Origin of the sequence: Calothrix sp. PCC 7507, assembly GCF_000316575.1 — a bacterium.
Classification (GTDB): domain Bacteria; phylum Cyanobacteriota; class Cyanobacteriia; order Cyanobacteriales; family Nostocaceae; genus Fortiea.
This window is the reverse complement of sequence record NC_019682.1, coordinates 3,052,834-3,076,393: the sequence shown is the minus strand read 5'-3', so window position 1 is coordinate 3,076,393 and position 23,560 is coordinate 3,052,834. Positions and strand designations below refer to the sequence as shown.

The window sequence follows — 23,560 nt, the reverse complement described above, 5'->3', positions numbered from 1 at the left end:
ACTGTTGCCATCTGTACTTTATCGCTTAGAATATTCGTCATTGTGCAAAAGCAGGACGACACATGGCAGAGCTAAACGGCGCAATGATGCAATATTTCCACTGGTATGTCCCCAATGATGGCAGCTTGTGGAGTAAAGTTGATAGTGCAGCAAAAGAATTAGCAGATGCGGGTTTTACAGCCCTGTGGCTACCCCCAGCCTACAAAGGATTTGCGGGAGCCTACGATGTCGGATATGGGGTTTATGACTTGTTTGATTTAGGTGAATTCGACCAGAAAGGCTCGATTCGCACTAAGTATGGGACACGCCAGCAGTATGTCGATGCGATTAAGTCTCTCCAATCACGGGGAATTCAGGTTTATGGCGATACTGTGCTAAATCATAAATTGGGTGGAGACTCAGCAGAAACAGCCAAAGCAACACCCTATTCCCAAAACGATCGCCTAAATCCTAAGGGTGGGCTACAAGATGTTAAGACATACACCCATTACCATTTTCCAGGGCGACAAGGTAAATATTCTAACTTTGAGTGGCATTGGTGGCACTTTGATGCAGTTGATTACAACGACTACAACAGTGGCGATCGCGATACAATCTATCTGTTTGAAGGGAAACAGTTTGATAACTACGTTGCCCTAGAAAAAGGGAATTTTGCCTATCTCATGGGTTGTGATCTGGACTTCCAGAGCGAATGGGTGCGTGGTGAAATCACTTACTGGGGTAAGTGGTATCTCGACAACACAAATGTAGATGGCTTCCGGATTGATGCTATCAAACATATCTCTTCTTGGTTCTTTCCCCAATGGCTAGATGAGCTAGAACGATATGCGGGGAAAGATTTGTTTGCAGTGGGCGAGTATTGGTATAACGATATCAATGCTCTGAATTGGTATATTGACATCACTGCTGGAAAGTTGTCAGTATTTGACGTGCCGTTACACTATAACTTCCATATAGCCAGCAAATCTGGTGGGAACTATGATATGCGGCGTATCTTAGATGGTACCGTGATGCAGCAGCGTCCCACCCATGCGGTGACGTTTGTCGAGAATCATGATTCCCAGCCTTTACAAGCACTGGAATCTGTGGTTGAGTCTTGGTTTAAGCCCTTAGCTTACGCCATTATTCTGTTGCGGCGAGAAGGTTATCCCTGCGTTTTTTATGCAGACTACTACGGCGCAGAATATGAAGACAGAGGATATAAGATTTTTCTTACCTCTCATCGTTGGCTAATTGATAAGTTTCTCCTAGCACGCAGAGATTACGCTTATGGCCCACAGTATGATTATTTTGATCACTGGAATACTATCGGTTGGTCACGCTTAGGAGATGAAAATCATCCCGAAGCTATGGCTGTAATCATGAGTGATGGGCCATCCGGTTCTAAGTGGATGGAAGTTGGTAAACGCAATACCAAGTTTATTGATTTGACAGAACATATTAAAGAACCTGTCTACACCAACCAATCAGGTTGGGGTGAATTCCGCTGTCAAGGCGGTTCTGTATCAGTGTGGATTCAAGCGTAGAGGATTATATTATCTAAAACGTCGTGAACATTAGGCGATCGCTCACAAGTTTACAATCTGAGGTAGAGCGATCGCCTCTATTTTTTAAGTACGATGCGTCTCTACGTGAGGATTTTGGGCTGATATAATATTATGGGCGATCGCCTCCTGATCTTTACCGTTTTGCATTTTATCTACACCAACCTCAAAAATTCTGTGGCGGTTGTTTGGGTGTGAGATATGGGTGATGCGTGTGCAACGGCTATCCCAAAATTAAGAAAAAAAGCGATCGCTACACTGATGAATAATCGCCAAAAATAAGTCATAGATAGCATAGTTGACAATTTCGGCCGCTAAACAAGTTGCGGGACAAAAAGCCCCGCCAACTGTTCATGATTTTGGGAATTTAGGTATTAATCTACTTCCAGTTTTTATCGGCTTTGTCAAGCACGTAGGCAGCTACATCTTCAATTTGTCCTGGCTTTAAACGACCCTTGAAGGCAGGCATAGCGCCTTTACCTTTTGTGACTTGAGCGATAATAGCTTCCGGTGTATCAAGACCATACTTTACCAAATCTGACTTTTTCAGGGTTTTGGCAGCGTTGACTAAATTTTTACCACCTGCATGACACTGGGCACAGTTAGCACTAAATACTTTGGCTCCACTGACCGGATCTGCTGCTAAAGCTGGACTACTGAAAGCAAAAGTGAAGACTGCTACAGCTAACAGTATTACTGAAATAATTTTTTTCATCTCGTGTTCTCTCTACAACCAAGGCGTATTTGGTGCAATATCCTTGATAATTGTCAGTTGATGGTGTTTCCTTCGTCAATAGACAGGCTGTCATACTTCGCTGTAACTATTTTAAATAATCGATATCCGGGTTCTGCGCTTGAGGTTAGAGGGTACAAGGACAGAGGCTCCGAGCAACATGCAAATTTTTGTAAAAATTCATACTCAATTATTAAATAACAAATAAAAGATGAAAATCTGTTCATCTCCTTTAGACTTGATTCGCTAACTGAGCTAACGCCTCTTCCGTGACACGACAAATTCGCCAGTCATCTAAAATATCTGCTCCCATGCTGCGGTAAAATGCCTTTGCCGGCTCGTTCCAATCTAAAACGCTCCATTCTAAACGTCCACAATCCCGTTCCACTGCTATCTGAGCTAATTTTGTTAACAGAGCCTTACCAACTCCTCGCCGCCGACATTCTGGGATGACAAACAAATCTTCGAGATAAATTCCTGGCTTTGTCAGAAATGTCGAATAATTATAGAAAAATAAGGCAAAACCCACAGCTTGCCCTGCGTCCTCTACTAAAATTGCCTCAACATAAGGGCGAGAGCCAAACAAATGCTCTTTGAGTGCCTGAACATTGCCAGTCACAGCATGAGATAGTTTTTCATACTCTGCCAGCTGTTGAATTAAGTCAAATAACACACCACAATCGGCTGGTTCAGCAAAACGCAAAATTAAATTACTAGTTGAAGTCATTAGTTTGTGGTTACAGTCAAAAATTTTTGCTTAACCTTGGAATTTACATGACTGGGGAACTTATGTGAAGATCTTGATGTTAAGTATAAGCAATTACAATGATTTCTTTTCCCGAGTATTCCGGTAGAACTATAAATCTTTTATTACCAGTAAAACGTAGTATCATAACTCCTGAACTTTCAACCAGGTAGAAACATGAGTGAAGAACTACTTCACTTTAAATTCTAGTCAACTTATGCAAACACCTATAAAAGCGGGAAATTCCTTATATATTAAAGGAATAATATTACTTATCCTAATTAATATCATTAGCGCCACGACTTTTCCTTTAACTAAAGAAATAGTTAGCAGCCTTTCGCCCAGTGCATTGATTGCCACACGTTTTGTCATAGCAGCAGGGGTTTTTACCCTAAACCTACGTAATCTCAACGTACTTTTATTACGTGATGGTATAGTTTTGGGGGTTTTGTTATTTTTTTACTTAGCTCTTGAAACAATTGCACTCAAGACAATACCGTCAAACCGGGCGGTATTTATTGTCAGTTTGAGTGCGCTCATTGTCCCGCTGCTGGGATGGTTGAGCGGCCAGCGAGTCTTGTTGAAAACTTTCCTCGCCGCCGGAGTAGCTGTGATTGGTATTGGTGTGATGTTTTTGGAAGGGGGAGAACTAGGAATTGGGGATTTGTTGATGTTCGTTGACGCTTTTGTCTATGCAGCCTACACACTTTTTCTAGAACGAGTCGCGCCCCGTCACTCCACTTTAACACTCACCAGTGTTCAACTTCTGTTCATTGGGTTGCTAGGAATGCTCTGGAGCAATACGCAAATCCTTGACCAATTTGAGGTAATTCGCCAGCACTGGGGAGGGATTCTCTATCTAGGACTATTAGCGACGGCTGCTGTCATTTGGCTGCAAAACTTAGCTATGCGCTGGGTTCCGGCTGGCGAAGCTGCCTTACTCTATACACTTGAGCCACTTTTTTCGGTAGTTTTCTCTTTTTGGCTACTGGGAGAACATCTGGGAATACGCGGTCTAATTGGCGCGATTCTTGTCTTAGCTGCACTGCTTCTCAGTCAAAGCCCTCAGAAGACTGAGCCAGCAGCCAATGTTGAGGTACAGAGTAGTTAAGGGAGTGGAGGCGTGGGAGAATAACCTATTGCCTATTGCCTATTGCCTATTGCCTATTGCCTATTGCCTATTGCCTTCTTTTTAAATCAACCAACCCTTTAAGCGTTTTGCTATGTGAGGACGCCGTAATTTCCGCATGGCTTTGCTTTGAATTTGTCGGACTCGTTCGCGGGATAAATTGAACATATTGCCGACTTCTTCAAGGGTGCAGGGTTCGCTAGTAGTTAATCCATAGCGTAGCGAAATCACGTCTTTTTCCCGTGGGGTTAGCACATCGCCCAAAACTTCCCAAATCTCCTGACGCATCATGTTTTCGTTCATTTTTGCTTCAGGAGATTGGTTATCTTCATCCTCTAGCAAATCCATCAATTCCGTGTCTTCTTCTTTACCGACACGGTGGTTGAGAGAAAGTGCTTGACGCCGCAGTTGTTGCAATTGGCGTAGTTGTTGCACAGTGATTTCCAAAGCTTCGGCCATTTCTGCTTCGGAAGGATTGCGAGCAAGTTTTTGCTTGAGTTCTCGTTGGGCTTTTTTAAGTTTGTTAAGTTTTTCAACAATATGGATTGGCAAGCGAATGGTTCGCGCATCATTAGCGATCGCTCTGGTAATTGCTTGTCTAATCCACCAATAGGCGTATGTCGAAAACTTATATCCTTTATCTGGATCGAATTTTTCTGTAGCTCGATTTAAACCCATCGCCCCTTCTTGAATTAAATCCAGAAAAGGGACTCCGCGATTGAGATAGCGTTTGGCAATTGAAACAACTAACCGCAAGTTTGAGCGAATCATTTTCCGTTTCGCCACTCGACCTTGATATAAGCGACTTTCAAGTTGCTTCTCGGTCATATCTAGTTCAGCAGCTACTTGTCCCTTTGTCGCCTGTAAGGAAGCTTGTAATTCCCTCACTTCCTCAATAAATCTCACTCTCCGGGCTAATTCCACTTCTTCATCAGGCTTGAGCAGTGGATAACGCGCCATTTCCTTAAAAAATGCGCCTACCGCATCATCATGCTCGGTTTTATTGTATCCCGAAGGTCGGGCTGCCGCCATTTCATCGCCATCACGTTCCTCTGATTCCAGATTTTCTGGAATTAGGGATTCTTCCTCTGCCACTAGTTCTAAACTATCAAGTGATTGTTCTTCATGGTCAGCAGCGTTCTCCAGTATTTCCATTGTTCCCAATTCAGCAATATTCATAGTTTCCTTTAGGGATTGTTGCTTTGTTTGGTACATAATTTCAGTGACAGCTGCTCGTTTGAGGCTTGGTAGTTTTCCCTAAGGGACAAATACACCTGTTTGACAGCAAAATCTCAGTCAGGGCTAATTTTTCATCAGATTGTAGAATCAGTTTCTAGCGGTCATTTTTTAGCTGCTGCTAGATCCAAGTTCTAACAAATACCGACTTTTGCACCCACAAACCTGATCTTCAGTCCCCCAGCTGATATATTCCTCATTTTTTTCTTAATCACCAAATATGTCAAACTTCCTCAAACTTTCTCAACCTTAACCAATATCAATTTTCTAGCTATTTATCCCAATTCCTTAAAATTTCATATATTTTTATAAAGTTTTTTAGACTTTAATCAGTCGAGAGTTATTTTAAGAAGTTGGAATTTTGGTACTGAGTTTATCTGTCCCTGATAAAATTTTACAAATGATACAAAATTGGCAGTTTAAAATTTGGAAATATCTTGTTTGTATAAAAGCATCTCATAGACATAATGAATTGAATATCTATCAATAGGTGGAAAAAGGCTATACCCTATTTAGTAGATATGTAAACTGTTTGAGATTCAGAAAAACAGGGTGAGATACTTTTATTGTGTAAGTAGGTCGGGAAAATTAACTCGTGAGATTTGCCATTTGTCACTTGTTATTTGTGATTGCCCTTGTCTCCCACTCCCCATTTTCATCCGTTATTGGTGTACTCAGTCTATGACCGCTATATATAGAGGTTTTCAGGCGAGTTCAAACCCTTAATGAGGGAGCGAAGCCACAGACACTACGCCTCCGGTCAAGAAACAGAATATTGAATCTTCCAGAATTCAGAATTTTCGCTCCTTTGAGGAAAGGTGTATTTCATCCATTTGAGAATTGCTATAGTGGACATTAAATATTTATGACACGTATATTTGAGATTAATTTGTCTAGTAGATTACATAAAAGGAAACTTATCAAGTATTATGAGGGATAAAAGTATTGCGAAATACAGTTTATGACTCAGAATACAAAAAGTTAGAATCTACTAGAAAACGGGGATTTTGAACAACTACGTAAAAGTGATAAAAATATCTATCAATTACATCATCAACTATGTATATTAATGGCGTAAATTTATCCCATTTGGTTGTAGCTGAACCTGGGGAGTTGTATCAAACAGGAACAACAGTTAATCGGTGGGTTGAGGTATTAGTAGACTGTCCAGGGAATTCAGGATTATTTACCTACCGATTGCCACCCCAGTTAGAAATAAAACCAGGGGATATCTTAACTGTACCGTTTGGCACACAACAATTGGGAGCGATCGCCATTCGTTTACTAGCACAACCAAATACCGATTTACCGCCAGAAAAAATCCGGGATGTAGAAGATGTAGTGAGTGTAGGGTTCTTTCCAAGTAGTTATTGGGAATTGCTCAATCGAGTGTCAGCATACTACTATACGCCATTGATTCAGGTGATCCGGATGGCTTTACCACCAGGATTGCTGGGGCGATCGCAGCGTCGTATCCGCCTCACTCCCCTAGGAAGAGGAAGGGGGGAGGGAATGGGTAATTTGGAACTCAGTTTGCTAGATACTCAAAGTACTTCTGTGGCTACTTTCTTAAGTCCATATGCACAACAAGTTTTGGCACTTTTGCAAAGACAAGCCGCAGGAGATTATAGTTTCGTTTACCTACAACAAAAAGTCAAATCTGCCTATCGAGGAGTGCGGGAGTTATTGCGATTTGGTCTAGTAGAAAGTTACTTAGAACCTCCAAGATTGACTCGACCAAAACTGCAAAAAGCAGTGACACTCATCAGCACAATTGATCGGGATTTAACCACTCGCCAAAGAGAAATTATCGAAGTCTTGCGACGACGTGGTGGTGAATTGTGGCAAAGTGAATTACTGCAAATTTGTCATGCTAGTTCTTCTATCCTCAAAACCTTGGCAGATAAAGGCTATATCGTCATCGAGGAACGGGAAGTATTACGCACCGAACAAGGGCCTGTATTAGCAGGCGATGTTCCTAAAGCCTTAACAGCTGCTCAAGTCAATGCCTTAGAGACAATACTAGGATTAGATGGCTTTGCTCAAGTTTTATTACATGGGGTGACAGGTTCAGGGAAAACAGAAGTATATTTGCAGGCGATCGCTCCCTTACTCAATCAAAATCAATCCGCCCTCGTTCTAGTCCCAGAAATTGGACTCACACCCCAACTAACCGATCGCTTCCGCGCCCGATTTGGTAACAAAGTCCACGTTTATCACAGCGCCCTCTCAGATGGTGAACGTTATGACACCTGGCGGCAAATGCTCACAGGAGAACCCCAAGTTGTCATTGGTACCCGCAGTGCCATCTTCTCCCCATTACCCAACTTGGGTATCATCATCCTAGATGAAGAACACGACAGCAGCTTCAAACAAGACTCTCCCATCCCCACCTACCACGCCCGCACCGTCGCCCAATGGCGCGCCGAATTAGAAAATTGTCCCCTCATCCTCGGTTCCGCCACACCTTCTTTGGAAACTTGGGTAAGCGTCAGTCAACAGTTATCAGTCAACAGTCAACCGTCAACCGTCAACACCCTTTACCTCTCCCTCCCAGAACGCATCAACTCCCGTCCCCTCCCACCTGTAGAAATCGTGGACATGCGACAAGAGTTGCAGCAAGGAAATCGTTCGATATTCAGTAAATCCTTAGCAGCAGCATTACAACAGCTGCAAGAACGAAACCAACAGGGAATTCTCTTTATCCATCGCCGGGGACATAGTACATTTGTATCTTGCCGTACTTGTGGATATGTGCTTGAGTGTCCCCACTGTGACGTGTCCTTAGCCTATCACCACACTGAAGATGGCGCGCCGCAATTATTACGCTGTCATTATTGTAATTATGGGCGATCGCATCCTCAACAATGCCCAGAATGCAGTTCCCCCTACCTCAAATTCTTTGGTAGCGGGACTCAACGAGTCGCCCAAGAATTAGCGCGACAATTTCCCGAACTGAAATACATTCGTTTTGATAGCGACACCACCCGCAACAAAGGCGCACACCGGACCCTACTCACCCAATTTGCTAATAAAGAAGCGCATTTACTAGTCGGTACACAAATGCTCACCAAAGGCTTAGATTTACCACAGGTGATACTGGTGGGTGTTGTCGCTGCTGATGGACTGTTAAATTTATCAGATTATCGTGCTAGTGAACGAGCATTCCAAACCCTAACCCAGGTAGCAGGGCGTGCGGGTAGGGGAGACGATCCAGGTAGGGTGATTGTGCAAACATATACCCCAGAGCATGAGGTAATTGCGGCAGTACGACAGCATGATTATCAGTCTTTTTCCCATACCGAACTAGAACAACGCCAAGCACTCAACTATCCACCTTACGGACGCTTGATTTTATTGCGATTGAGTAGTCTTGATCCCATTCAAGTGCAAAATACTGCCCAAATCATCGCCACAGCATTAGGTTCAGATGAAGGATTCGAGATATTAGGGCCAGCCCCAGCTAGCATTTTAAGAGTAGCTAACAGATTTCGTTGGCAGATATTAATTAAAATTGCCCCCGACACATTACCACAGTTACCAGATTGGGAAGATGTCCGCTCTTTATGCCCCCAATCTGTTAGCTTGACGATAGATGTAGACCCATTAAATATTATGTAATGCTCAAAGGCTGGTAGTCTGTTTCATTAAAGCATCCCCTTTAGGTAAAGAGTGCTGAGTTCCGAGTGCTGAGTGCTGAGTTAAAAAGACCACCCACGTCCCTTGCGCGTCTCCGACAGGAGAGGGGTGGGGTATCAACCAACTCCTGTATTAAAAGATTCCGCTTAACATCGGGCGGGGCATTTACCAAGTGCAAAAGTACTGAGTACCCGTTAATTTACTCAGCACTCAGGACTCAGCACTCAGTACTGAGTATGGTAAACACAACTGTCCACCAGTTAAACCTTGTCGATTTTGAAACCTGGAGTAGTGCGGGCATCTTGCCCGCTACTACCATTCGGGAGCAAGATGCTCCCACTACTTTGGAAAACTATGGTTCTCAAAATAGATGTGGTTTATATCTGCAATAAAATTATTACCCGTACTGCGGTTGGCGACTTGCAGTTTATCACCTTTCATACCGATTTTAATAGACGGAACCAAAACCTAGAACCACCTCCAGGACGGGGTAGATAACCAATACTTCCTCCCCAGCGTTCAACTGTAATCCGGCAAAAATAAAGCCCTAATCCAGACTTACCTGATTTATCTTTACCTTGAGAAAACTTTTGAAATAAAGTTTCTCGCATCTCTGGCGGCACACCTTTACCTTCGTCATCTACCGTCACGAGAACATATTCTCCATCTTCTTCTAAACCTATTTCCACAGTAGATGCTGGTGGACTGTGACGAAATGCATTTTCCACCAAATTTGCAATCACCCTATCCAAGCGTGATTGATCTCCAACAACCTGCCAATCTGCTGTCATGCTAATGTTAGCAGCAAGACTTAACTGCATATTGTTGAGTGTAAAAGTAGGGTTTAATAACCTGATTGCTTCTTGTATAGAAATAAGAATATTTGGTGCATTCTCAGGGGAAATTGTGAAAGCTTCCAGTGACTGCACTTCAGCTGAAAATGCATCCAATATTTCTCGAATCAGCATTTCTTGTTTAATAGACTGCATTCTACCAATTTCTAACCGTTCTTGTCCTTTAGGAGTCAAATTTTCTAATTCTAAGAGAGCAAAACAACAATTAATACTACTAAGTTGTCCAGCAATGTCATGGATAATACAATGTATTAAAACTTCTTTTTTTTGATTATCTTTAAGAAGTTGTTGATGATTTAATTGATGTTCTCGAGCTTTTTGAATAATATACTGCTTCTCTTGATAAACGTCTTCTAGAGATTCAATTAATAGAATTTTTCGATTATTTAGAGAAATTGCTGAGGCTTCAAAATGGTATTCTTTGCCAGTTAAATCTTTGTCAGTCCATAAACCCGAACTAATTTTTGTCTTACTATTATTCTGCCAAAACTCTTCAGCATCAATTAAAAAGTTTTCTAAAAAAGGAAATGTTTCTGTTGGGATTAAAATTTCCATTCCTGATGTAATTCTTGGACGACAAAAGCGTTTTAACCAATTTGGTACTGTCCCATTAATTTTAAATGAATTGATATCAAGTCTCTCTAACACTAGAATATTTAAGGTCGCAAATAGGTCTGCAGTGATAGAGTCATTCATAAGTTTGTGCCACAATGATAAAAGTGATAATATAGCCTTTCCTATGCTACTGAAGTACAAATTTATCTGCGTTTATCTGCGTTTATCTGCGTTTAATTATTTTATACCGTACCTTACTGGAGCGAGAAACGCTATATCTAGCTTTCATTGATAATTTCCTGGGTCAAAGTGTGAAAAACTTCTTCAACACCTAGACCATTTTTAGCACTGGTTTTAATTACTGTCCAACCCTGCTGTATGACAGCATCTATATCATCAGCACTAATTTCCCATTCATCATTTATATCCCACTTGTTAAGTATCATAATAAAAGGAACTTTTCCAATAGTATCTTCTACTCTTAGTTGTAAATTTAAGGCTTTTTCCAGAGTATTCTTTCTTGTACCATCTACTACTAATAAATAACCTGCAGAACCTCTTAAATATGACATTCTTACTTTTTGAAATTCATCTTCACCATAGAGATCCCAAAGAATTAGATTTACTATTTTATTTTGAATATTCACTATTTTTTTGTCAATTTTTACACCTACAGTAGTATGGTAATTATCTGAAAAAATGCTGTTAACAAATCGTGCCACTAAACTAGTTTTACCTGTGGCAAATGCACCTACCATACATATTTTCTTCTGGAGCATAAATTGATATTGCTTCAGTTAGGGTGATCAACTAAGAATATCTGAAAAGATACTCGGCGATTAGCCATTTTAGCTTTTTGTGTCAACTCTGGTTGTAAAGGTAGGCTAGAACTCACACCTACGGCGTTAAATTTGCTGGCGTTGATGCCTTGAGAGATCAGATAAGAGCGGATTGTATTAGCACGGGATTGGCTGAGTAAGATGTTTCTTTGCTCTGTTCCAGAGGTATTGGTGTGTCCTGTGATTTGAATACGCACATCTTGATTTAAATATTTAGCAATATCCACAAGCTTATTGATGACTACCACTAAATTTGTGAGTTTATCAGCCTCACCGGCTATCAACTCTGTTTTTCCTTCTAAGAAAAATAACAGTTCTTGTTCAATTTGCTGTTGATAAGCCTTGAGTTGGATAAATTCGAGTTCTTGCAGATTTTGGTCGTTAAATTGAGTCACACCAGGAATAAAATGCCAGGATTTGCGTGTTGCTAAAACCCATTGGCGAGGTGCAACACCAGTGGCGTTGAGAATGCCGTTGTGATCAACTTGTAGTGATACAGTTTTTGGTGTTTGGAGGAATTCTTTGGCTCTGGTGGCGATAAATTGCGGTTCTAATGATAGGTAAGATTCCCATTGACTAATGACGGTTTGCGGATTGAGATTTGCTTGCTTTAAGAGTGTTTGGGGATCTATGGCTAAGGGGTCCCGCATCCCAGAGATGATATATTTCCCATTGTGCTGTTTAGTGTTAATCACAACAATTCCTGGCTGAGAATCCAGTTTTTGGAGATAGGAGGAGAAGCGGAGTTGTTGTCTGAGAGCAAAAAAGCTCCAAATACCAAATGCGATCGCTATTATGCCCAAAAAACTCCATGCATAAGTATAATTTTTTTTAGCTGAAGATTTATACCTAGCTGCCAGACAAGCAGCTAAATAAGGCTTGCTAGCCTCAAATGGTTCTGTCTCTCCCGTAAAATCACTAATTTCTCTACCTAGTCTAAGATGAATTTTAGCGATCGCATCCTGCAAAACTAGCCGGAATTCTTGGGGAGGGTTTCCCGAAATAATCGCTGCTAGCACTGCTTGTGGCCCTGCTTCAATCCAAATAGTCAGTTCTCCAAACTGCAAACTTTGTAGTCCATCATCTTTTTGCACACTGAAGGAGTCCTTGACAAAATCCTGGATAGCTGTCAACATAGCTGACACCAAATCTGGATCTTGAGTTTTTACCTGATTTGCTACGAGATGTTGTAGCAATAATCCTGTCTTTTGATGAATGAGAAATACTTGTTCTACTCTATAAACCAGGGTGCGGAGTAGGACAATTTCCGCAAAGGATTTTCCGGTTTGTCTCGCCTCCAATCTCCATTGCAAACTCTGCGGTGATAAGCTATGTTCTAGAGTTTGATTCAAAGATTGAATCATCTCATCTAAAACTGTAGCGATCGCCTTGCGAGTAGCCGAACCAATGATGGGGAAAAATGCCTCAGAAAGAACATCTTGGTCTTGTTTAACAGAGTTTTGGATAGCTGTTTCTACCGTTGATACCATTGCTTCGCCTAATTGTTCATCTTGTTTGGCTCGCAGGCTAATAGCTTCTGGTAAAAGGCGGCTGATATCTTCTGGCTGAATCTGCGGATTATCTAATCGTTCATAAAGTTTGTTGAGTTGATTTGGTTCAACACCAAGAAGTAAACTACGAACTGTACTTAATTCATCGCTAATTTTTAGATGATGATTAGTAGATAATTCCGGAAATTGACTGTCATTTCTCGGAACATTGGGGAGTGTTTTTGCTATTTCGTCTGTGGAATTATCACTCATTAATCAAATCCCCTAGTTCACACTCTGAGTTAAATTCTATTAGTAATACTTTAGATAAAATGCCAGCAATTTTCAACACAAATGAATACAGTGTCCTTCTAAAAAAACCGATATAAATGAAACGCTTTAATTAGTAACTAGTACCGCATGGCGCAAGCATACCATTTTATGAATATTTCAGTTTTGATAATTCAAAGTAGTGCGAGCATCTTGCTCGCATTATAAACGCGAGCAAGATGCTCGCACTACAATGGTATTCTTATTTCTGCCGACCTGTACTAGTACAAGAAGGCTGAAGTATGAAATGAAGAAACTTGTACAGTTAAGCATTTGGGCATTTTGTAATAAACCAACCATTCTAAAACAACAAAAAGCCTATAGTATACATCTCTTATACCTATTTTGTTTTGTATGAAGATGCACATAATAATACCCCCCTGTAGTCCCCCCTTGGTAAGGGGGGACGGCGATAGCCGGGGGGTGAATTATATGCAGCTTCACAAAGAAACGGTATTACTTTCATGCTCCATACTTCATAATTTAGTATCAGAGTTCAGCCTGATGGCTAGTTCTGTAAACAAAGATGCCAAACTAGAACGGTCAGTTTTATCTCTACGCAGTTCCTGAGCTTCCCGCTCTAGCAAAGTCAAAATTTCTTCGTATTTTTGCCTAATATCATCTTGTAGACTATTAGATTGATTAAGAATCTGTTCGCGCAGTTCCCGCTGACTATTTGTGGTTTGTTCCTCAAATTGAGTCAGCTTTTTTTCTAAAGCAATGGTAATATTTTTATGTTCTTCTGCAAGTAATTTCACACCATTATCACGTTCTGATTGCTCATGTTTTAACCGTTCTGTTAAAGATTCAACCTCTTTTTTTATATATATTTCTAGAGAATCTAAGCGTTTTCTCTGCTCATCTCGCACATTAGCTAGTTCTTTAACTAGTCGTTCTTCTAAACGAATGTACTTTTTTTCCACCTCTCGGATTTGATTACCGAAAAGAATGTCTCTTACCTTATCTAAGCTGTTAATTTCACCAAAATTTTTACTACTATGAATTAACCCCCCTTGCTCTGGTTCTCTGGAATTATTATTTGTATATTCTTCCGGCGGGTTCATATACTTAATCCTTTCTTTTGGTTGTTTTATCAGATCGGTTGGTCAAATATGACTCCGTAGGGTAGAATCTTTGAATACAACAGCCAGCCGCATCCTCCCAAAGATAGAGATACATTTAGAGAACCATTCATATTTATAAATATAAATAATTAATTAGAAATTATACCAATTTACCAGAAGAATGCAATGTATAATTTGCAGGCGCGGGTTTTCCCGAATCTCGCTCATATTGCATCTAATCGAGAACTGTTATCAAGCAAACAAAGGTGTCGTATTTCCTTGACAAATCCAGGCTCCCCAGTAAAAAGGATGCTGGAACGGCGTATCTTTTGCTAGACAATCAATCTCAATGTCTGCTGATAATTTATTGACTTTTAAAAGTTCTTTTAGTACCTCAATACCCAAGGTTGATTGCCGTAATTCTTTTACAGTAATTGTACGTATATAATCTTGGGATTTGTGTAACGCTTCATTACGACCCATACCAGACTGTAAATTATCAAAAAAACGTTCCATCAATAGGGCAGTTACTTTGTCAGGGACTGGCCATAAACTCATCACAAGAGTTTTTGCTCCCGCCACAGCAAAAGCACGACGCAAACCAAACACGCCTTCACCAATGGCAATATCTCCTCTAGCAGTATCACAAGCAGAAAGAACCGTCAGCTCATTCGCCCACAAATCTAAACTGGCTATATCCTGGGCAAAGACAAACCCTTTGCCTGCCTCTGGGGGGAGAGTTTCACCAACTAGCCAAGTATTAGCACCTGCTAAGGCTAATCCAGAACGCATCATGGGATTTTCTACCTTGGCTGTTCGCCCTGGTTTCATACTCAACAAGGTGCGCTGGCGATCGCCTAATTCCAGTTCTGAGTCGCTTAAGAATAGGCCGTGAGTGGCAATGAGCATGATACTAGGACACTCACTACTTGTTAGACGAGTTTCTAGTGCCTCTGCACCCAAGTATAGTTGTGCATTTGGGAGTTTTTTCGCCACACTTTCACCCAAAAACCTTGTACCCGGAGCGGGAAGCAAGCTTTTTTCTGTCAGAGTATTGAGTAATTCTGGTATTATTTGTTTTAGGACATCAGCTTTTTTGAGAGTTTCTCCATCTAAAGCTACATTTGTAGTTGACTCTGCTTTTAAATTGAAATCAGGATCAGCAATGATTAATGGCGGAGAAATCGAGCGTGCTGGTGGTTGAACTTTGGAGCGGAGAATTTCCCTGCCGACACTAAGGTAACTAATGGTATATTCATCCATTAACAGCCGTTGACCTGTGGAGTCAAAAGGCAATATCTGAAACTGCACTAAGTTTAAGTTGCCATCGGGTGCAATAATTAGATGTCTGCAATCTTTCACGAAATCACGGATGGGTGTAAAAAGCCTTTGACTAAGTTGAATAGCAGCAGTGGCATCGTATGATTTAATTTGCATCTTTGGTGTGTGACTAGCTCTCCCCCAGGCTAATGAAGGCTTGCTATAGTCGGAAGCTTGTAAGCGAAATACCTGAATTAGCCTATCAATAATATCGGCTGTACCTAAGTCGATCATTTGCGCTGCATCTGGTTGTCTGGCTTTGAAAATAAATGCTAGATACCGAGCAGGATGCCATTGTGTTTCTCCATTCGCTGCTATAGCCTGAAAATCGAACACATCAAAACGGACAAACTCGACTAAAACAGAATCTGTAGGTAATGCGGCTGCTATAGCCTGACAATCAAAAATTTGCTCAGATAACTGAATTTCCGGTACTTGCAATGCCAGTTGTTTTTGCAAATAGTTATACTGCGCTTGCAGTTGTGTCAAATTTTCTCGGTAGGTTGTGAACTGGCTGATGGTTTTTTCTGTTGTGGCTATGTCATCGTTTTCAGGGACAGAGAAAGTTAGGTGTATCAGTCGCGTGTTTAAATCACTCAGTTGGCGGAACTGTTCTTGGAGATGGGGATAACGTCCACTGTAGAGGGCTTGGTTTTGCGCCGCCAGCGCTGATGCTGTTAATCCTTTGCGTTTCCAGACGAATAAGAGTGCTGTAAGTTTGGCGCTATCTGAGTTAGATAGGTGCTTGTAGACTAGGGAGAGAAATAAATCGAAATCATTTCTGATTTTTTGCAGAAAGGCCAGGCGATCGCTTTCCGAACTAAACGCAAATATGTTACGAATAATCTTATCGTTAATATTGCTACCTTGGATGCGATAAGCCAACGCTTCATCTGGGCGATTGGTAGCAGCTAAGACAGTCGCCAGATTATTCATACTAAATGCCACATCAGGATGCTCATCTCCCAATAAGCGTTTTCGCATTGCCAAAGTTTCTACATATTTCTGTTCAGCTTCTGCAAAGTGCCCTAGGGAAAAATAGAGCTCTGCTAGATTGTTGAGGCTATTAGAGATTTGTGGGTGTTCTTCCCCTAATAATGACTTTCTCAATCTTAATGTTTCTAAATGCAGTTTTTCTGCTGCTTCGTAACGCCCTTGAAAATCATAAATAACCGCTAAGTTATTCATAGTACTAGCTACCTGCGGGTGTTCATCACCGAAAGCAGTTTTAACAATTGCCAAGGCTGCTAAAAATAATGACTCTGCTGTTTGATATTGAGTTAGAACATCATACAATACCGCTAAATTGTTGAGGATAACGGCAACAAATGGATGTTGTTCTCCTAATAGACGTTTTGTCATTGCTAAACATTCTAGATGCAGTTTTTCCGATTCAGAATATCGTCCTTGTAGGCGATAGATAACTGCTATCTGGTTGAAAGTCTTAGCAATCTCAGGATGTTCATTCCCTAGGATATTTCTTTGGAGTTCTAAAGCCACTAAATATTTTTGTTCAGCTTCTGCATAACGTCCTTGTTCTTCATAAAGTGCTGCCATATTATACAAATTATCAGCAATGACTGGATGCTCTTTCCCCAAGAAATTTTCCAGCATTGGCAAGACTTCTAAATATATTTGTTCAGCCTCCAAATAGCGTCCTTGATATGCATAAACAACTGCAAGATTACTTAGACTATCAGAAATATCCAGATGTTCAGAAGTGAACAATTGTTTTCTCATCTCATGAGCTTCTAAATACTTTCGTTCAGCTTCTAAATAGCGCCCTTGGCTAAGATAAACGTCAGCCAAATTACTCAAACTAGTTGCTACATCAGGATGTTGATTTCCCAGCAAACGCTTCCGCATCGCCAAAGCTTCGAGAAATTTCTCTTCCGATTCCAGATAACGCCCCTGTTCCCGATAATTTCCAGCAAGATTATTTAAAGTAGATGCTATGTATGGATGTTCATTTGGGAGAATTTTTTTCCATCTATCTAAAATTTCGAGAAACTTAGTTTCAGCTTCTAAATAACGTCCTTGAGAGTCATACAATACAGCCAAATTATTCAAGCTAATAGCAATTTCAGGATGCTCATCACCAAATAAACTTTGTTTCATCACTAAAGCTTTTAAATGCATTTGTTCTGCATCACCATAGCGCCCTTGTGATGTGTAAATAGTTGCTAAATTATTTAAAGTTTGGGCAATATCAGGATGTAACTCACCAAACAAGCGTTTTCGCATTGCTAAAACTTCTAAATGCACTTGTTCAGCTTGGAAATATTTTCCTTGTTCTCGATAAATTTCTGCCAGATTATTTAGATTAGTCGCAATTTGAAAATGTTCTTCGCCAAAAATATCTTTCCACAATTCCAGTGCTGATAAAAAAAGTCTCTCAGCTTCTACATAATTTCCTTGTGAATAGTATAAAGCTGCAAGATTATTGACAGATTGAGCAACGTCAGGATGTTCTGAACCTAAGATATTTTTTCTCAGAGTTAAGGCTTGTAAGTATAAAGGTTGAGCTAATAAGTAATATCCTTGCATCCGATATAGTTCGGCTAGGTTATTCAAGCTATCACAATATATAGGATGTTCGGTTAGTTGGTGATTTTTGCCGATATTTACAGCTTGCTGGGCAACAATTATTGCTTGTTCTAAGTTCCCCTGTCCAGCTAGTTCTACAACCTGTAAATTAAGTTGAGTTAATTGTTTTATAAGTTTTTTCATCTGCTAGTTCCAGATGTTTAGATATTTTTTAGTTTTTATTAATTACTTATTTTATCTAAAATTTCTCATCCCCGTGAGGGGTAAAAGAATTAAAACTTGGTAGGCGCTGCTGCCTGCATAGTCGCCAGTGTAATTACATAAGTTGACACCAATGGGCATTGCCATGCCCCTACAGCTTCCGATATCGCATCTGAATGGGAACCGCTATACTTTTTACTTGTCAAGGCGCGGTAACCATATAATCTGTATACCAAAGTTGATATTCACCGTGTTCATGCACGTATTCTAGTAACTCCGTTAGATGACTTGCTTCTAGTTGCAAAACCTCATCATTCTCTTGGGTTAACCAGTCTAATGTAGGTACTTCCTTAGTCATGACTGCCATAATTTCCTCCTTCCCTGGATTTCCTTCTATAGGGAAAGCCGTCATTGGTGAACCCTCTTGAGGCAAACTTGTTTTACCAGTATTCAAGTGCGGCTTTTGAGCAAAACATGAGGGACAAAAGCACCACATTTGTCCAGATGTATCTTTTTGCAGTAGCAATAAATATCCAGGAGTTGACAAATTGATCTCGACTCGAATGTAACTACCAAGTTGCACCGATTTTTCGTACCTTCCTGGGATTTGCTTTCCCCAACCAAGAGTTTCTTCTTTGACTAAAACTAGCCCCATTTGTTCAGTGGGGGAACCTAATAATTGGAGTTGTTGCCAAAGACTATCAAGGGGTGTGAGTTCTGGCGATGCTTCCTCACCAAATGTGGCAATATCTTGCCAGTTTAAATCTAGGAACACACAAATCTCTTGAAAATTTGTACGGTATATCGGTTTAGCGTTGAAGAAATTACTCACGGTTGTGTAACCTAACCCTACATCCAGAGCAAAATCTGTTTGGGTTAAATTTTTGGCTTTTAGGGCTTTTCTTGCCAGCTTAACGCCTTCAGGTGATGCAACCAGAGTCCGCGACATAACAAGTTAAAAGGTAAAAGAGAAAAGTTATCACAAACAATTGTAGTGTGGGAATTTTGCCCGCTTCCCATATACAAACAATTGTAGTGCGGGCATCTTGCCCGCTACTATCATCAGGGAGCAAGATGCTCCCACTACGCATGAAAAACAAACAATTGTAGTGCGGGAATTTTGCCCGCTTCCCATATACAAACAATTGTAGTGCGGGCATCTTGCCCGCTACTGTCATCAGGGAGCAAGATGCTCCCACTACGCATGAAAAACAAACAATTGTAGTGCGGGAATTTTGCCCGCTTCCCATATACAAACAATTGTAGCGCGGGCATCTTGCCCGCTACTATCATCAGGGAGCAAGATGCTCCCACTACGCATGAAAAACTATGGTTCTCAAATTAGCCTTGCCACGCCACCACAGATTCTTTTGAATCATGACCATTTATACTAGCAACAATTGACGGTTGCTCATTACTGGGAATTGGCGACTCGCCTCGCAGTCCCTTGCGGCGCTGGTTTTTAGGAACTCCCCCTGCCATACCATACTCTACACTGCTTTTGCCATATCGAGTTCCAATTCCCATCAGTATATGTTCTGCCATGTCTGCTAACTGACTCTCTGTTTCCAACATTTCACGATATAACTTATCTATGTTAGAAAGGGCACTGTTGTAGGCATTTTCTTGATTTCGCATTGTCTCAATTAGGGTTGAAAAAGCCCGTAGAGTGAGTCCATTGCCGACATCTAAATTTGGATCAATTGAGCTAATGCCAGATGCACGACGCACTGCTTTTTCTAAAACTTGGGAAGTTCTTTTTCTGCGAGCCATAAAATACACCTTGTAATTCAGTTATCAGTTATCAGTTACTTGTACTGAGCGGAGTCGAAGTATCAGTTATCAAGTTCACTGATTTAATCTTCTTTAACTTAAAAAACTTCCGGATGATCAGCCAGAGAGAATTTCGGCAAATCTCTGATGGCTTTTGCTACACAGGAATGGTTGTAATTTAGTGCTGAAATTACCGAAATGAGAAAGCAAACCGCAGTTTGAGAAAGCAATATCTGTTTTTGCTTGCTGAATCTACCGAAATGAGAAAGCAAAAAGGCATTTTGAGCAAGCAATATCTGTTTTTGCTTGCTGAATCTACCGAAATGAGAAAGCAAAAAGGCATTTTGAGAAAGCAATATCTGCTTTTGCTTGCTGAATCTACTGAAATGAGAAAGCAAAAAGGCATTTTGAGCAAGCAAACTGTGATTTGAGAAAGCAATATCTGCTTTTGCTGATTAAAATACACAAAAGTTTTCCCCAGATTCCCGACTTCTTCAAGAAATCGGGGATATAAACACTCGTCTGCAGTCTGTAACGGCTGTCTTAAAAGTCATATACGAAGTCATATACAAAATCAAATAACCCATACACGAACCCATATATAGGACTGTAACAATTAAATTAAAGGGTAAAAGTGGGATGCAATGCAATCAAGTCAACTTAACGTGAAATCGGCGGTTAGAAACCGCGTCTACACAAACAAAACCCACACTTCGACAAGCTCAGTGACCGCCTCCGTGGGTTAAAAAACCTAATTTCTTGTTAGTTCGCCTCCGCGGACTTCGCCTGTGTAGCCAAGCCACGTGCTAACAGCGGGTTCCCCGACTTGTAGCAAGTGGCGCGCGAATTCTATTCGCCAGGTCTTAAGTTAACGCTATATACTCTTCCTTCTTTTACCTTTTAACTTTTAACTTTTAACTTGAATCTCATGTTCACACTCGAACATCTCCATTTCGCATGGTTACAAGTCCGTGCGGGAAGTAAGACTGCGGGTATTGATGGGATTTCTGTTGAATTATTCGAGTCAATGGCTACCGAACAATTACAGAACATCGCCAATCAACTGTACGACGAAACTTACACAGCCAGCCCCGCCAAAGGCTTTTACATACCCAAAAAAAACGGCAGTAAGCGGTTAATTGGTATCCCTACCGTGCGGGATAGAATTATCCAGCGCTTGCTACTCGATGAATTGTATTTTCCTTTAGAAGATACCTTTCTTGATTGCAGCTACGCCTATCGTCCCGGACACAATATCCACCAAGCAGTACAACATTTATATGGATATTACCAGTATCAACCAAAATGGATCATCAAAACCGACATTGCTGATTTTTTTGATAATCTTTCTTGGGCATTGCTGTTAACTGCTTTAGACGAATTATCACTAGAACCAATTGTCTTATGTTTGTTAGAACAACAGTTGCACTCAGGAATTATCATCGCTGGGCAATATCGTAACTTTGGCAAGGGAGTATTACAAGGTGGGATACTTTCTGGTGCATTAGCCAATTTATATCTCACTAATTTTGACCGGAAATGTCTCAGTCAAAGCATTAACTTGGTGCGGTATGGAGATGATTTTGTCATCGCCTGTAATAGTTGGCAAGAAGCAAACCGTATCCTCGACAAAATTACCACTTGGTTGGGAGAGGTTTATTTAACTCTCCAACCAGAAAAGACACAGATTTTTACTCCCAATGAAGAGTTTACCTTCTTGGGTTATCGCTTTGCTGGCGGTGAAGTTTATGCACCACCGCCACCCCAACCTATACGCCAAGGTGAATGGGTAATTAATGATTCGGGTACACCCTACTTTCGCACAAAACCCAAACCAGCGAAACCAGTTTCTCATCCTCCCAAAGCTTGCAGCATCGACAAGCCGAGTAATTTTCCTCAAGCATCTTTATCTCATTATTGGCAGGAAACCATGACTACTTTATATATAACTGACCAAGGCGCATATTTAAGTGTCAAAAATCAGCAGTTTCAAGTTTATTATCAAGGTGAATTGCGGATTAAAGTTCCAGTATCACGGGTGAGTAATATTGTTTTATTTGGCTCTTGTAATGTATCACATGGTGCTGTGAGCATGGCATTGCGGCGACGGATTCCGATTATGTATTTGTCGCAAAAAGGGAGATATTTTGGCAGATTGCAAGCAGAAGGTGAAGCTAGGGTGGAATATTTGATGTTACAGGTTGAGCGTTGTCAAAATTCTGAGTTTACACGTCGTCAAGCTGAGGCGATAGTTAAAGCAAAAATACATAATTCCCGAATCTTACTCATGCGGTTAAACCGTCGTCAAAAATCTAAAAATGTAGATGAAACAATCATTAAAAAGGCATCTAATGAATTAGAGATTTTGATGAGTAAACTACCTTTTGCAGATAATATGGATGTGCTGCGGGGATATGAAGGAAGGGCGGCGACAATTTATTTTCAAGCACTGGGAAATTTATTTTCTGGTTCGTTTACGTTTGAAAAGCGTACCAAGCGTCCACCCACTGACCCAATTAATAGTATGCTCAGTTTGGGGTACACTCTATTAAGCCAAAATGTTTATTCGTTTATCCAATCTGTAGGATTGCATACTCATTTTGGGAATTTACACGTCCCCCGCGATCATCATCCAGCACTAGTTTCTGATTTGATGGAAGAATGGCGTGCTGGCTTAGTCGATTCTTTGACAGTTTATTTAGTCAATTCGGAAGTTTTTACAATTGATGATTTTACATTACCTGATGAACGAAATGGAGTGTATTTTCAGCCTCACGCACTCAAGAAGTTTCTGAAGCATTGGGAAGAGAAATTGCAATCAGAAGTGACGCATCCTCATACTGGACAGAAAGTAGTATACCGTCGCGCCCTTGAGTTGCAGGTACGGGAATACATTTCATGCTTGAAGGGTGAAGTGGAAGTGTATCGCCCGATGATTTGGGAGAAATAAAGTGTTCCACAAATAACCTTGCATAACCGGGGCGGTAGTAGAGAAAACTTATGTTAAGTTCGTGTTTGATGCTGTGAACAGTCAGAGTACTTTGTGATACCATGTAAAACAACAAACAGAACCTTGAAAACTTAATCTGACGTTTCCAAGTGAATCTCAAAGTACTTGTTTTGACTTTGTGTACGTAAATTTTTCGCGGGGGTCAGGCGATCCGTGAAACCCTGATGATTTCGTTGACCCCCGCGGAAAGCTTTCTCAGTAAGCTTTTGAGAAGGTTCTACTAGGACTAAATTCTCAATAAATGTAGCTTACTGACAGGTAAATTAGACCCCCCGCGAAAATGGGTATCTGTAACCCTGTCTGCATAAGGCTTCTAAATGGGTAGGGTTTTAATTCCTTTACCCCTCACGGGGATGGAAACTAGTGGACTTCCGTCCACTAGTAGTTCTTCTTCAATTGTTTTAATTCCTTTACCCCTCACGGGGATGGAAACCTTTATCATTTAAGACAAAAGGGTTGTTTAGATAGCTGTTTTAATTCCTTTACCCCTCACGGGGATGGAAACAATGGCGAGGTTGAGGCACTGAAGCATAGCTTCGTTGTTTTAATTC

At 40.9% G+C, this 23,560-nt stretch carries 17 protein-coding genes and 1 CRISPR repeat array (1 of these 18 cut by a window edge); of the genes, 6 read left to right on the top strand and 11 right to left on the bottom strand.

The window, feature by feature from the left end:
• The first annotated feature begins 62 nt into the window (after window positions 1-62).
• Window positions 63-1,526, top strand: a complete 1,464-nt coding sequence (locus CAL7507_RS13085; protein WP_015128952.1) for an alpha-amylase — start codon at window positions 63-65, stop codon at window positions 1,524-1,526.
• A gap of 173 nt (window positions 1,527-1,699) precedes the next feature.
• On the opposite strand, the gene CAL7507_RS33405 is transcribed toward CAL7507_RS13085, so the two are convergent.
• The 3 genes from CAL7507_RS33405 to CAL7507_RS13075 all read right to left on the bottom strand — a co-directional run bounded on the left by CAL7507_RS33405 (window position 1,700) and on the right by CAL7507_RS13075 (window position 3,004).
• A complete protein-coding gene (locus CAL7507_RS33405; protein ID WP_255348337.1) occupies window positions 1,700-1,831 on the bottom strand; it encodes a hypothetical protein in 132 nt (43 codons plus the stop codon).
• A gap of 92 nt (window positions 1,832-1,923) precedes the next feature.
• Complete coding sequence (petJ, locus tag CAL7507_RS13080; protein ID WP_015128951.1) at window positions 1,924-2,259, bottom strand: cytochrome c6 PetJ; 336 nt, start codon at window positions 2,257-2,259, stop codon at window positions 1,924-1,926.
• 250 nt (window positions 2,260-2,509) lie between these two features.
• On the bottom strand, window positions 2,510-3,004 hold the full coding sequence (locus CAL7507_RS13075) for a GNAT family N-acetyltransferase (RefSeq protein WP_015128950.1): 495 nt from the start codon (window positions 3,002-3,004) through the stop codon (window positions 2,510-2,512).
• A gap of 235 nt (window positions 3,005-3,239) precedes the next feature.
• On the opposite strand from CAL7507_RS13075, the gene CAL7507_RS13070 reads away from it, so the two are divergent.
• Window positions 3,240-4,133, top strand: a complete 894-nt coding sequence (locus CAL7507_RS13070) for a DMT family transporter (RefSeq protein WP_015128949.1) — start codon at window positions 3,240-3,242, stop codon at window positions 4,131-4,133.
• 81 nt (window positions 4,134-4,214) lie between these two features.
• Here CAL7507_RS13070 and CAL7507_RS13065 read toward each other — a convergent pair whose 3' ends face one another.
• Window positions 4,215-5,366 carry an RNA polymerase sigma factor, RpoD/SigA family gene (locus CAL7507_RS13065; protein WP_042341316.1) on the bottom strand — a complete coding sequence of 384 codons (1,152 nt, stop codon included), beginning with the start codon at window positions 5,364-5,366 and terminating at the stop codon, window positions 4,215-4,217.
• 1,080 nt (window positions 5,367-6,446) lie between these two features.
• Here CAL7507_RS13065 and priA point away from each other — a divergent pair.
• Both priA and CAL7507_RS32360 read left to right on the top strand, forming a co-directional pair.
• Window positions 6,447-9,008 carry a primosomal protein N' gene (priA, locus tag CAL7507_RS13060; protein WP_015128947.1) on the top strand — a complete coding sequence of 854 codons (2,562 nt, stop codon included), beginning with the start codon at window positions 6,447-6,449 and terminating at the stop codon, window positions 9,006-9,008.
• A gap of 254 nt (window positions 9,009-9,262) precedes the next feature.
• Window positions 9,263-9,418, top strand: a complete 156-nt coding sequence (locus CAL7507_RS32360) for a hypothetical protein (protein ID WP_160166335.1) — start codon at window positions 9,263-9,265, stop codon at window positions 9,416-9,418.
• 45 nt (window positions 9,419-9,463) lie between these two features.
• Here the strand turns inward: CAL7507_RS32360 and CAL7507_RS13055 are convergent, their stop codons facing one another.
• The 7 genes from CAL7507_RS13055 to CAL7507_RS13025 all read right to left on the bottom strand — a co-directional run bounded on the left by CAL7507_RS13055 (window position 9,464) and on the right by CAL7507_RS13025 (window position 19,999).
• A complete protein-coding gene (locus CAL7507_RS13055; protein ID WP_015128945.1) occupies window positions 9,464-10,576 on the bottom strand; it encodes a sensor histidine kinase KdpD in 1,113 nt (370 codons plus the stop codon).
• 137 nt (window positions 10,577-10,713) lie between these two features.
• Window positions 10,714-11,214: a Rab family GTPase gene (locus CAL7507_RS13050; protein ID WP_015128944.1), complete on the bottom strand. Its 501-nt coding sequence runs from the start codon at window positions 11,212-11,214 to the stop codon at window positions 10,714-10,716.
• Window positions 11,215-11,228: 14 nt separating this feature from the next.
• Window positions 11,229-13,037 (bottom strand): OmpA family protein, encoded by a 1,809-nt coding sequence (locus tag CAL7507_RS13045; protein WP_015128943.1) that lies wholly within the window; start codon window positions 13,035-13,037, stop codon window positions 11,229-11,231.
• Window positions 13,038-13,570: 533 nt separating this feature from the next.
• Window positions 13,571-14,158, bottom strand: a complete 588-nt coding sequence (locus tag CAL7507_RS13040) for a hypothetical protein (protein WP_015128942.1) — start codon at window positions 14,156-14,158, stop codon at window positions 13,571-13,573.
• Between the two features lie 252 nt (window positions 14,159-14,410).
• The gene (locus CAL7507_RS13035; protein WP_015128941.1) at window positions 14,411-18,208 is read right to left on the bottom strand and encodes a tetratricopeptide repeat protein; all 3,798 of its coding nucleotides are present in this window, start codon (window positions 18,206-18,208) and stop codon (window positions 14,411-14,413) included.
• Between the two features lie 220 nt (window positions 18,209-18,428).
• Complete coding sequence (locus CAL7507_RS13030; protein WP_015128940.1) at window positions 18,429-19,175, bottom strand: DUF4384 domain-containing protein; 747 nt, start codon at window positions 19,173-19,175, stop codon at window positions 18,429-18,431.
• 392 nt (window positions 19,176-19,567) lie between these two features.
• Complete coding sequence (locus tag CAL7507_RS13025; protein WP_015128939.1) at window positions 19,568-19,999, bottom strand: hypothetical protein; 432 nt, start codon at window positions 19,997-19,999, stop codon at window positions 19,568-19,570.
• A gap of 218 nt (window positions 20,000-20,217) precedes the next feature.
• Between CAL7507_RS13025 and CAL7507_RS31675 the strand changes: the two genes are divergently transcribed.
• Together CAL7507_RS31675 and cas1 are read left to right on the top strand one after the other, a co-directional pair.
• Window positions 20,218-20,430, top strand: coding sequence for a hypothetical protein (locus CAL7507_RS31675; protein ID WP_160166334.1), 213 nt, complete (start codon window positions 20,218-20,220; stop codon window positions 20,428-20,430).
• 497 nt (window positions 20,431-20,927) lie between these two features.
• A complete protein-coding gene (gene cas1, locus CAL7507_RS13015; RefSeq protein WP_015128938.1) occupies window positions 20,928-22,949 on the top strand; it encodes a CRISPR-associated endonuclease Cas1 in 2,022 nt (673 codons plus the stop codon).
• A gap of 386 nt (window positions 22,950-23,335) precedes the next feature.
• Window positions 23,336-23,560: direct repeats of the CRISPR family, unit length 35 nt; unit sequence GTTTTAATTCCTTTACCCCTCACGGGGATGGAAAC (it continues 1,415 nt past the right edge of the window).